This window comes from Streptomyces sp. NPDC001002, assembly GCF_053599215.1.
The window spans coordinates 75,051-86,354 of sequence record NZ_JBSFLV010000031.1 but is presented as its reverse complement, the minus strand read 5'-3'; the positions used below and the strand labels follow the sequence as shown (position 1 = coordinate 86,354).

General features: G+C 71.9%; 8 protein-coding genes. 5 read left to right on the top strand and 3 right to left on the bottom strand.

What is annotated here, in order from left to right; all coding sequences use genetic code 11:
* A partial coding sequence (locus tag ACWDR3_RS16825) for a universal stress protein (protein WP_450353235.1) occupies positions 1 to 658 on the bottom strand: 658 nt, incomplete at its 3' end.
* A 60-nt stretch (positions 659 to 718) separates the two neighbouring features.
* Between ACWDR3_RS16825 and ACWDR3_RS16820 the strand changes: the two genes are divergently transcribed.
* The 5 genes from ACWDR3_RS16820 (at position 719) to ACWDR3_RS16800 (ending at position 7,722) form a co-directional block, all read left to right on the top strand.
* Positions 719 to 1,072, top strand: a complete 354-nt coding sequence (locus ACWDR3_RS16820; RefSeq protein ID WP_450353234.1) for a VOC family protein — start codon at positions 719 to 721, stop codon at positions 1,070 to 1,072.
* Between the two features lie 132 nt (positions 1,073 to 1,204).
* Positions 1,205 to 2,881, top strand: a complete 1,677-nt coding sequence (locus ACWDR3_RS16815; protein ID WP_450353233.1) for an FAD-dependent oxidoreductase — start codon at positions 1,205 to 1,207, stop codon at positions 2,879 to 2,881.
* A complete protein-coding gene (locus ACWDR3_RS16810; protein ID WP_450353232.1) occupies positions 2,878 to 4,335 on the top strand; it encodes an ATP-binding protein in 1,458 nt (485 codons plus the stop codon). The genes ACWDR3_RS16815 and ACWDR3_RS16810 overlap by 4 nt, the downstream gene beginning before the upstream one ends.
* Positions 4,332 to 4,682 carry a UBP-type zinc finger domain-containing protein gene (locus ACWDR3_RS16805; RefSeq protein ID WP_450353231.1) on the top strand — a complete coding sequence of 117 codons (351 nt, stop codon included), beginning with the start codon at positions 4,332 to 4,334 and terminating at the stop codon, positions 4,680 to 4,682. Before ACWDR3_RS16810 ends, ACWDR3_RS16805 begins: the two co-directional genes overlap by 4 nt.
* A 94-nt stretch (positions 4,683 to 4,776) precedes the next feature.
* The gene (locus ACWDR3_RS16800; protein ID WP_450353229.1) at positions 4,777 to 7,722 is read left to right on the top strand and encodes a helix-turn-helix transcriptional regulator; all 2,946 of its coding nucleotides are present in this window, start codon (positions 4,777 to 4,779) and stop codon (positions 7,720 to 7,722) included.
* Here the strand turns inward: ACWDR3_RS16800 and ACWDR3_RS16795 are convergent.
* Both ACWDR3_RS16795 and ACWDR3_RS16790 read right to left on the bottom strand, forming a co-directional pair.
* Positions 7,703 to 8,929 carry an SGNH/GDSL hydrolase family protein gene (locus ACWDR3_RS16795; protein ID WP_450353228.1) on the bottom strand — a complete coding sequence of 409 codons (1,227 nt, stop codon included), beginning with the start codon at positions 8,927 to 8,929 and terminating at the stop codon, positions 7,703 to 7,705. The two genes, ACWDR3_RS16800 and ACWDR3_RS16795, sit on opposite strands and share 20 nt — an antisense overlap.
* Complete coding sequence (locus ACWDR3_RS16790; protein ID WP_450353227.1) at positions 8,926 to 11,301, bottom strand: glycosyl hydrolase family 95 catalytic domain-containing protein; 2,376 nt, start codon at positions 11,299 to 11,301, stop codon at positions 8,926 to 8,928. The genes ACWDR3_RS16795 and ACWDR3_RS16790 overlap by 4 nt, the downstream gene beginning before the upstream one ends.
* Positions 11,302 to 11,304 lie beyond the last annotated feature (3 nt).

The following is an 11,304-nucleotide window of genomic DNA, read 5'->3' as shown; positions in this document are numbered from 1 at the left end:
GGAGTGCCGCGGCCAGGGCCTTCTTCTCGTACGGCTCCAGGCCGCCGGCCTCGTCGAGGAGCTTCATCGAGCCGGGGCTGTAGGCGAACACCGGCGGCAGCGTCCAGGCCCGCACGGCGCGTACCGCGGCCCCGCGCGCGGCGGCGGTCTCGAAGGCGAACCGCAGGGTCTCGGCGCTGTCCTCCGGGTCGCCCTGCTGGCCGACTACGAGCTCGCGCCCGGCGGCCTCGCCGGCCGCCTCGTCCCCGGCCCGCACCAGGACCACGGGACGACTGGCCTCGGCGATCACCTGCTGTCCCACCGAGCCGAGCAGGAAGCCGACGACAGGGCCGTGTCCGCGCGAGCCCAGCACCAGCAACTCGGCCTCCGCCGCCGCGGCGACCAGCGTGTCGACCGGGTCGCCCTCCAGGACGTCGGTGCTCACCTCAAGATCGGCGTGCCGCGAGGTGACGGTCCGCACGGCCTCGGCAAGCCCGTCGCGCACCCACCCGGCCTGGGTGTCCTGGTCCGCCGCGTCGATCGCCTCGTACGGCTGGAACCGCCAGGCCTGCACCACCCGCAGCGGCAGCCCCCGCCGGACCGCCTCGCGGGCCGCCCAGGCCAGCGCCGCGAGGCTCTCCTCGGTTCCGTCGACGCCTGCGGTGATCGGGCGCGTCATGGGGATGCCTCCTGTGTCGTGGCCAAGTCGGTCGGGGCCAGTCTTCACTACGCTGGCCAGATGGCTCTGGAATGGGAACAAGTGATCGTGGACTCGGTCGACCCCGTGGCCCTGGGCCGCTGGTGGGCCGAGGCGCTGGGCTGGGTCGTGGTGGGCGAGGAGCCCGGCGAGTACGAGATCCGGCCCGAGAAGGACCAGCTGCCCGGACTGCTCTTCGGCACCGTCCCGGAGGGCAAGACGATCAAGAACCGGCTGCATCTGGACTTCCGCCCGGACGACCAGGACGCCGAGGTCGCCCGCCTCCTGGCGCTCGGCGCCCGGCACACGGACATCGGTCAGGGCGAGCAGACGTGGGTGGTGCTGGCGGATCCGGAGGGCAACGAGTTCTGCGTCCTCTCCTCGCGCAAGGCCTGAGTGCGTCCCGCCTGTCGCTATACCGGAGCGAAGCGGGACGATCGAACTTACGATGGGCAGGAGCCGGTGCGGTGACTGTTCCTGTGACGGGGCTCGCCGTGCCGCAGATCCGACCACTCGGGGTGGAGACGTATGGCACAGGCGTCCGACGCAGCGCGGACCGTCATCATGACCGTGGACGACGACCCGGGGGTCTCCCGGGCCGTCGCCAGGGACCTGCGGCGGCGCTACGGCGAGTCGTACCGGATCGTGCGCGCGGAGTCCGGCGAGTCCGCGCTGGACGCCCTGCGCGAGCTGAAGCTGCGCGGGGATCTCGTGGCCGTGATCCTGGCCGACTACCGCATGCCGCAGATGAACGGCATCGAGTTCCTGGAACAGGCCCTGGACGTGTACCCGGGGGCGCGCCGGGTGCTGCTGACCGCGTACGCGGACACGAACGCGGCGATCGACGCGATCAACGTCGTCGATCTGGACCACTACCTGCTCAAGCCGTGGGACCCGCCGGAGGAGAAGCTCTATCCGGTCCTGGACGACCTGCTGGAGTCGTGGCGGTGCAGCGACTTCCGGCCGGTGCCCAGCACCAAGGTGGTCGGCCACCGCTGGTCGGCGCGCTCCTCGGACGTGCGGGAGTTCCTGGCCCGTAACCAGGTGCCCTACCGCTGGTACTCCGCCGACGAGCCCGAGGGGCAGCGGCTGCTCAAGGCGGCCGGGCAGGACGGGCAGCGGCTGCCGCTGGTGATCACTCCGGACGGGACGCCGCTGATCGAGCCGGAGGCGCCCGAGCTGGCCGCGCAGGTGGGTCTGGCGACTACTCCGGCGGCGGACTTCTACGACCTCGTCGTCATCGGCGGCGGGCCCGCCGGGCTCGGCGCGGCGGTGTACGGGGCGTCGGAGGGGCTGCGGACCGTCCTCGTGGAGCGGTCGGCGACCGGCGGACAGGCCGGGCAGAGCTCCCGGATCGAGAACTACCTGGGCTTCCCGGACGGTGTGTCGGGGGCGCAGCTCACCGACCGGGCCCGTCGGCAGGCGGGGAAGTTCGGCGCGGAGATCCTCACCGCGCGCGAGGTCTCGGGCCTGGAGGCCAACGGCGCCGCGCGGACGGTCCGGTTCTCGGACGGCTCGGCGGTCGCCGCGCACAGCGTGATCCTGGCGACCGGGGTGTCGTACCGGCAGTTGGAGGCGCCGGGCTGCCACGACCTGACCGGGTGCGGGGTGTTCTACGGCTCGGCACTGACCGAGGCGTCCTCCTGCCAGGGCCACGACGTGTACATCGTCGGCGGCGCCAACTCGGCCGGGCAGGCGGCGATGTACCTGGCCAAGGGTGCCAAGTCGGTCACCCTGCTGGTGCGCGGTCAGGACCTGTCCGCGTCGATGTCGTACTACCTGATCCAGCAGATCAACGAGGCACCCAACATCTCGGTACGCGCGCGTACCGTCGTCGAGTCGGCGCACGGAACCGACCACCTGGAGCAGCTCACCCTGCGCGACGTCGACACCGGGCACACCGAACTCGTCGACGCGCAGTGGATGTTCGTGTTCATCGGCGCGGCCCCGCTGACCGGCTGGCTGGACGGCACGGTGCTGCGCGACGAGCACGGGTTCATCCTGTCCGGGCCGGATCTCACCGCCGACGGCAGGCCGCCCGCGGACTGGGAGCTGGATCGGCCGCCGTACCACCTGGAGACCAACATTCCCGGCGTGTTCGTGGCGGGCGACGCCCGCGCGGAGTCGGCGAAGCGGGTCGCGTCCGCCGTCGGAGAGGGAGCCATGGCAGTCATGCTCGTCCACCGGTATCTGGAGCAGTCGTGAGCGGCAAACTGGTGCCCTGCAGCCCGCAGGAGATAGGGACCCTGTTCCTGTTCGAGAAGCTCAACCCGGAGCAGCTGGGACGGCTGTGCAGCGAGGGGCGGGTGGAGCTGTTCGAGCCGGGGCCCGTGTACACCCAGGGCGACCCGGCCACCTGCTTCTACGTGATGGTCGAGGGCACGGTGGTGCTGTACAGCCGGGTCGGCGGCGACGACGTGGAGGTCAGCCGCACCTCGCAGCGCGGTGTGTACGCCGGCGCGATGCAGGCCTACCTCGGCGACCGGGTGCAGCACATCTACCAGAACTCGATGCACGTCACGGAACCGACCCGGTTCTTCGTGCTGCCCGCGGAGACGTTCTCGAACATCATGCAGGAATGGTTCCCGATGGCGGTGCACCTGCTGGAGGGGCTCTTCTTCGGTACGAAGAGCGCGCAGCGCGCCATCGGGCAGCGTGAACGACTGCTGGCGCTGGGCTCGTTGTCGGCGGGGCTCACCCACGAGCTGAACAACCCCGCGGCGGCGGCCGTCCGCGCCACCGCGACCCTGCGGGAGCGGGTCGCCAAGATGCGGCACAAACTCGGCGTCATCTCGTCGGGCCCGTATCCGCGCGAGGACCTGGCCGGGCTCATCGAAGTCCAGGAGCGCACGGCCGAGTTGGTCGCCAAGGCGCCCACGCTCAGCCCGCTGGAGGCCTCGGACCGCGAGGACACCGTCAGCGACTGGCTGGACGATCACGGCATCCCGGACGGCTGGCGGCTCGCGCCGACCTTCGTGCAGGCCGGTCTGGACGTGGACTGGCTGGACCAGGTCGCCTCGGAGGTCGACGAGCAGATCCTGCCGGCGGCGATCGGGTGGCTCAACTACACGGTCGAGACCGAGCTGTTGATGGACGAGATCGAGGACTCCACGACCCGCGTCTCGAACCTGGTGAACGCGGCCAAGCAGTACTCGCAGCTCGACCGTGCCCCCTACCAGAACGCCGACGTGCACGAACTCCTCGACAGCACCCTGCTGATGCTCTCGGGCAAGATCGGCCCGCAGATCAAGGTCGTCAAGGACTACGACCGTTCACTGCCGAAGATCCCGTCGTACCCGGCGGAGCTCAACCAGGTGTGGACGAACCTCATCGACAACGCCGTCCAGGCCATCAACGGCGCGGGCGGGGAAGGCACGTTGACGGTCCGCACGGAGCTGGTGAACGACCGGGTGCTGGTCGAGTTCCGCGACACGGGGCCCGGTGTGCCGCAGGAGATCAAGGGCCGTATCTTCGACCCGTTCTTCACCACCAAGCCGGTGGGCGAGGGCACGGGGCTCGGCCTGGACATCTCCTGGCGGATCGTCGTGAACAAGCACCACGGCACCCTGCAGGTCGAGTCCGAACCAGGCGACACCCGCTTCCAGGTCCTCCTGCCGCTCACCGCGGCGGACGACGAGACGCCCGAGGAGCCCGCATGAGCAGCGACAACCGAATCGATCCCAGCGTCGCGCCGAGCGGCAACGGCTGCGTGGAGTGCGACGCGGCCGGCGGCTGGTGGTTCCATCTGCGGCGCTGCGCGCAGTGCGGCCACATCGGCTGTTGCGACGACTCCCCCGCCAAGCACGCCACCGCGCACTACCGGGAGACCGGTCATCCGGTGATCCGCAGCTTCGAGCCCGGCGAGGCCTGGTTCTGGGACTTCGAATCCTCGCAGCTGTACGAATCGGGTCCGGAGCTGGCTCCCCCGGTCAGCCATCCGATCGACCAGCCGACGCCGGGTCCGGCGGGCCGGGTACCGGAGAACTGGGCGCAGACCCTGCGTTGAGCGTCGGGGCCGCGCGGCCCCTTCGTCCTGTCGCGCGGCCTCCACGTCCCTGTTCACCTGCCGCGTTGTCAGTGGCGCGTGCCAGGATGGACGCGTGTCGCAGACCGTATTCACCACACCCCTGATCGGCCGGGACGACGAGGTCGCCCGACTCGCCGGCGTACTCGAGCGAGCCCGCGGCGGCCAGGCCCAGGCCGTGCTGCTCGCCGGGGACGCAGGGGTGGGCAAGACGCGGGTGCTGGACGAACTCGCCGTACGGGCCGCCGGGGCCGGGATGACCGTGCTGACCGGTCACTGCGTCGACCTCGGTGACGTCGGTCTGCCCTATCTGCCGTTCACCGAGGTGCTCGGGGTGCTCGCGGCCGACGAGCGCTTCGCGGGCGTCCTGAGCGCGCATCCGGTGGTCGACCGGCTGCTGGGCGCGGGGACGGACGCGGCGGGGGACGTGGGAAGCCGGCTCCAGCTCTTCGAGGGCATAGCGAGCCTGCTCGCCGACCTCTCGGACGTCGCTCCGCTGCTGCTGGTCCTGGAGGACCTGCACTGGGCCGACCAGTCCTCCCGGGACCTGCTGCGGTTCCTGCTCAGCCGCGGCATCCTGCAGCGCTCGGCGGGCGGCACACCGACCCACCGGCTCGCGGTGTTCGCGTCGTACCGCGCGGACGACCTGCACCGCCGCCACCCCCTGCGCCCGCTCCTGGCCGAGCTGGTGCGGCTGCCCGCCGTCGAGCGCCTCGAACTGCGGCCCATGGCCGACGCCGAGGTGGCCCGCCTCGTGCACGCGCTGGAGGACCGCCCGCTGCCGGCGGCCACGGTCCGCGGGATCGTCGAGCGCGCCGAGGGCAACGCCTTCTACGCGGAGGAGCTGGTCGCGGCGACCGACACGGCGGCGGGCGGGGTGCCCAGCGGCCTGGCCGACGTCCTCCTCATCCGCTTCGAGCAGCTCTCCGACACCGCCCAACAGGTGCTGCGCACCGCCGCCGTCGCCGGCCGGCGCGTCGAGCACGACCTGCTGCGCGACGCGGTCGGGCTCCCGGAGGACGAGCTGGAGTCCGCGCTGCGCGAGGCGATCGGCCGTCAGCTCCTGGTCTCCGGCGCCGAGGACACGTACGCCTTCCGGCACGCGCTGGCCCGGGAGGCGGTCTACGCCGATCTGCTGCCGGGCGAACGGTCGCGGCTGCACGGCGCGTTCGCGCGGCTGCTGGCCGGCCGGGGCCGTCCCGCCGAGAGCGCGGCGGAGCGCGCCCACCACTACCGCGAGAGCCACGATCTGGCGGAGGCCCTGGCCGCCTCGCTTGAGGCCGCCGACCACGCCCAGCGGGTGGGCGCGCCCGCGGAGGTGCTGCGGCATCTCGAAACCGCCCTCGACCTGTGGGCGGTGGTGGAACCGACGGCCCGGCCCGCGGGTGACGGCGTCGACCGGGTCACGCTCACGCTGCGTGCCTCGGCGGCGGCCGCGCACGCCGGGCAGTCGCACCGCGCGGTGTCCCTCACCCGGTCCGCGCTCGCGGGCATCGGCCAGGACGCGGAGGCCGAACTCGCCGCCCGGGTGCGGTACACGCTGGCCGGCAATCTGCTGGGCGTCGACAGCCTGACGGCCGCGTTCGGCTACAGCAGCGAGGCGCTCGCCCTGATCCCCGCCGATCCGCCGACCCGGACCTGGGTGTGGGCGGCGGCCACGCATGTGCTGGCGGCCCGGCAGGTCGGGGAGAACGAGACGGCCCTGAAGGTGGCCCGCCAAGCCCTGGCCGTCGCCGAGCAGTTGCAGGTGCGGGACGCGCAGGCGGACCTCCTGGTCTCGCTGGCCGTCCTGGAGCGCGGTGGCCGCCGTACCCCGGAGGGCCGGGAGCGACTCAAGGAGGCCCGGGAGCTGGCGCGGCGCGCGGGGAACCTGCCGGTGGAGATGCGTGCCCTGTTCAATCTCGCCGTGGGCTCCTTCGAGTCCGGTGATCTGGAGGGCTCGCTGCCCTGGGTGACCGAGGGCCTGGACCGGGCCCGGCGGGCGGGGCTGCTGTCGTCGCCGTATCCGCTGGAGATGCGCTATCTGCATCTGCTCGTGCTGTACACGCTGGGGCACTGGGACGAGTGCGTCCGGGCCGCGAAGGCGGACGCCGAGGTGCTGCCGGCGGCGGGCGGGTACACGGGCGGACCCGCGCTGTACGTGGCGCTGGCCCGGGGCGACCTGGGAGCCGCCGACCGGGCCCGGACCCTGCTGGAGGGGCACTTCGACTGGATGGCCACGCTGGTGGCGGGCGTCGCGCTGATCGAGGCCGCCGTCCTGCGCGGCGACGCGGAGGCGGCCGTGGAGCGGATGCGGGGGACGGTCGCCGCGCTCAGCGACGACGCGGGCAACCGGCCCGACGCCACGGTCCGGCTCGCCACTCTCGCGCTGACCGCGGTCGCCGACGCGGCGGTGGAGCTGCGGTCGTCCGGTGATGCCTGGCACCGGTGGAAGGAGACCGCGGACGAACTGGTCGAGCTGGCCCGCTCGATGGCCCTGCGCAGCGAGGACGGTTCCCCGCAGGGTCCCGAGGGCCTGGCGTGGCTGGCCCGTGCGGAGGCGGAGTGGACGCGGGCCGTGTCCGGGCCCGACGCGGCCGCGTGGGAGAAGGCGGTCACCGCGTTCGACTTCGGTGACGTGTACGAACGGGCGCGCTGTCAGGCGCGGTTCGCCGAGGCCCTGCTGGCGGCGGACCGGCGGGACGAGGCGGCCGTCCAGGCCCGCGAGGCGCGGGAGGTGGCCGAACGGCTGGGCGCGCGGCCCCTGTTGGAGCGGATCGACACCCTGGTCCGGCGCGGCCGGCTCGGGGACACCCCGGCCGACCGCACCCGCACCTCACCGCTCACCGCCCGCGAGCAGGACGTCCTGCGGCTCCTCGCCCGCGGCCGCAGCAACCGCCAGATCGGCGAGGAGTTGTTCATCACCGGCAAGACCGCCAGCGTCCACGTGTCCAACATCCTCGCCAAACTGAGCGCCGCGAGCCGCACGGAGGCGGTCGCGATCGCCTATCGCGAAGGGCTCATCAGCAGCCCAGCTTCTTGAGATCGACGGCGTCGGCCATCGCGGCCATCCCCTTGTCGTTGGGGTGGATGTGGTCGCCGCCGTCGAGGAACGGCAGCATCCGCTCCTGGTCGTAGGGACTGCGCAGAATGTGGTCGAAGTCGACGTAACTGTCGAAGTCGGAGTTGTCGCGGATGTAGGTGTTGACCTCCTGACGGACCTCCTCCGCGGCCGGGTCCCATTCCGGCCAGCCCTTGAAGGGGGCGACCGTCGCGCCGATGACGCACTTCCCGGCGGCGTGCGCCCGCCGCGCGATCTCCTGGTAGCCGGCGATCATGTCCTGGGCGGTGACGCCCGAATGGGACTTGATGTCGTTGACGCCCTCGAACAGGAACACCGTGCGGACGCCCGGCTGGGACAGGACATCGCGCTCCAGCCGGTTCAGTGCGCTCTGTCCGGCGCCGTCGGCGATCACCTTGTTGCCGGAGATGCCCTCGTTGGCGACGCCCTGGATCTCGCTGCCCGCCTTCTGCAGGCGGCGGGCCAGGTAGTCCGGCCACCGGCGGTTGAGGTCGGTGGTGGACTGCCAGCCGTCGGTGATGGAGTCGCCGAGCGTGACGACGGCCGAGGTGCCCTTGGACGGTCGTACGGAGACGGAGTCGAGGTAGTACCAGGATCCGGTCGTCACGGTCCAGTTCGCGGCGCCCGCCTCAGCCGTGTGGTCGCCGGTGGTGACGTAGGAGTTCTGCATGGCCATCCCGTGCCCGGTCGCGGGCCCCGCCGCGTCCGGACTGTGGATGCTGACGACGAGGTTCGTCGCGGCGGGGGTCCGGCCGGGCAGCGGGTCGCTGAGGACGACGGCCCCGGCCGGGACCGTCACGGACCGGGAGCCCTCGAAGGTCACCGACCTGTTGCTGCCCGCGACCAGTTCGGCGCCGCTCTTCTGGGTGCCCGCGTAGACGCTGTCGAAGGTGAGCGGCCGGTCCCCGAAGGCGTTGGAGAGCCGGATGCGCAGGCCGGTGCCGCCGACGCTGGTGTGCACGATGAGCCGGTAGGCCCGGTCGGCGACGCCGTCGCCCAGCCGGTCCGCGCTCGCACCCCAGGTAACGACGTCCCGCCGGTCGGCCGGCGCGCCCACGACGGCGAACGCCGGCTGTTCGGCCGACGCCTGCACCGGCACCGCCTGGACGGCGCCGGCCAGCAGCAGGAGCGCGGCGAGCCGGCCGGCTCTCGCGGTTCGGGCCATCACCGGGCGAAGTCCTTCAGCGTCACGGATCCTCCCGGCTTGACGCTCACCGTGCGGGTCTTGCCGCCGTAGGCGACGGTCGTGGTGCGGCCGCCCACGCTGCGGATCTTCGCCTCGGTGGGCTTGCCGTTCTTCCAGCGCAGATCGACGACGAAGCCGCCGCGGGCGCCCGCCCCGGTGATCGAGCCGGACTCGGCCCAGGCGTCCGGCAGGGCCGGCAGCAGCTCCAGATGGCCCGGGCGGGAGTACAGGAGCATCTCGGTCACGGCCGACGGGGTACCGAAGTTGGCCTCGATCTGGAAGATGCCGCGGCCCTGCTCCACCTCGTAGATGTCGAAGAGGTTGAACGCCGTGCCGTTGGTGCCGTTCTCCGACGGGCGGAGGTTGTTGACGATCAACTGGTAGGCCTTGTCGGCGTCCTTGAGGCGGGCCCAGCACAGGCTGCGCCACGCGTTGGCCCAGCCGAAGCTGTTCATGCCGCGCGCGGTGAGCAGGGCGGTGGCGCCGTCGACGATGTCCTTGGGGGTGGAGCCGTCGGGACGGATCCGGTCGCCGGGGAACAGGTTGATCAGCGGGGACAGGTGGCGGTGGGTGGTCTCGCCGAGATTGTCGGGCGACATCCACTCCTCCAGCCAGCCGGACTTCGGGCTCACCTCGGGCAGGTACAGACGCCTGCGCAGTCCCGAAATCGTACTGGCGAACCCGCTGTCCCGCTTCAACTCCGCGGAAGCGGCGGCGAAGTTGCCGAACAGGGTCCACACCACTTCCTGGGCGTAGGTGTTGCCCTTGCCGTCCTGCGGACCGTGCTCCGGGGACCAGTCGTGGTCCGCGACCAGCACCTCCTTGCCGTTGTCCAGGGTGGTGGTGATCAGCCGAGCCTGCCAGAACTCGCAGGCGCCCTTGAGGAGGGGGTAGATCTTCTGCAGGTGGGTGCGGGAGTGGGTGAACTCGTAGTGCTCCCAGAGGCTGTTGCACAGCCAGGCGTTGCCCGCCGGGTGCCACCACCAGCCGTTTCCGCCATAGGGGTTGGTGGAGAACGCGACGGTCCAGCCGGCGACCTTCCCGCTGGTGTTGCGGAAACGGTTGCGGGAGTCCTGGAACAGCCGGTGGGTGAGGTCGGTCCAGGACGACAGCTGGTCGACGCAGTAGTCGGTGAAGGCGTCGAAGCACGAGGACAGGCCCACCCGGTCGGCCATCCAGTAGTTCATCTGGATGTTGATGTCGGTGTGGTAATCGCCCATCCAGTCCGGGTCGTTGCCGTCCAGCCACAGGCCCTGCAGGCCCATCGGCAGACTGCCGCGCGAGCCGGAGACCATCAGGTAGCGGCCGAACTGGACGTAGGCGGCCTCCAGTTCGGGGTCCGGGTCGCCGGAGATGTGGCGTGCCTGGATCCGCTCCCAGGTGTCCAGCGCGCGCTGGTCGTCGGACGACCTGCCGAGCGAGAGGCCGAACGTGCCGAACGCGGCCCGGTAGTCGGCGACATGGGTGCGCAGCAGGGTCGCGGCCGAGTGCTCGGCGGCGGCGCGCACCTTGGTACGGGCGAGCTTCACCGGGTCGAGCTTGGGGTCGCGGAAGCCGCGGGAGGCGTCCGGCGCGTAGTTGCTGCCGCCGCTGACCACGACGGTGAGGTCCTTGCACCCGGAGAACTCGATGTGCGCGCCGTTCACGGTGACCCGGCCGCCGCTGCCGTACGCGGTGACGGCGGCCCCGTACTTCAGGCCGTTGGCGAACTGGGCGCCGAAGGAGATCGCGGCGGGCTCGCCGTGCGTGCCCTCCAGCGTGACCGTGCCGGTGTAGCGTCCGCCGCCGCTCTGGGAGAAGTGGAGGACGATCGCGTCGTCGGGGCTGCTGGAGAAGACCTCCCGCCGGTACGTCACCCCCGAGCGGTCGTAGGAGGCGCCGACCACGCCCCGGTCGAGGTCGAGGGTGCGGCGGTAGCCGGAGACGGAACCCAGGTCGTGGTCGGGGATGTCGACGGTGAGCCGGGCCAGCAGGGTCAGGGACCCGAAGTCCGCGCGGCCGTAAGGGAATTGGCCGTCGGAGTCGAGGGTCTCGTTGAGGCCGCCGGTCCAGATCGTGGCGTCGGTGACGAGGAGGACCTCGTGGCCCGGGTCGTTGCTCGCGAGGGCGCCGAGGCGGCCGTTGCCGACGGGCAGGCCCTGTTCGATCATCGAGTGGTCGTCGGCGGGCGCCTGCCACCACAGCGTGTTGAGCGAACCGCTCGCGGAGTAGGCGGAGTTGTCGTCGGCCGAGGCCTCGGGCCGCAGCGGGGCGGCCGAGGCGGTGAAGGTGGGGAGGGCGGCCAGGGCGCCGGTCGCGGTGGCGAGGGCGAGCAGGTCGCGTCTGGGCAGCAGGTGGGAGGGTTCGGGGTTCATTGC

Coding starts and splice junctions, on each gene's coding strand:
- ACWDR3_RS16820 (WP_450353234.1), top strand. CDS start 719: ATGGCTCTGGAATGGGAACAAGTGATCGTGGACTCGGTCGACCCCGTG.
- ACWDR3_RS16815 (WP_450353233.1), top strand. CDS start 1,205: ATGGCACAGGCGTCCGACGCAGCGCGGACCGTCATCATGACCGTGGAC.
- ACWDR3_RS16805 (WP_450353231.1), top strand. CDS start 4,332: ATGAGCAGCGACAACCGAATCGATCCCAGCGTCGCGCCGAGCGGCAAC.
- ACWDR3_RS16790 (WP_450353227.1), bottom strand. CDS start 11,301: ATGAACCCCGAACCCTCCCACCTGCTGCCCAGACGCGACCTGCTCGCC.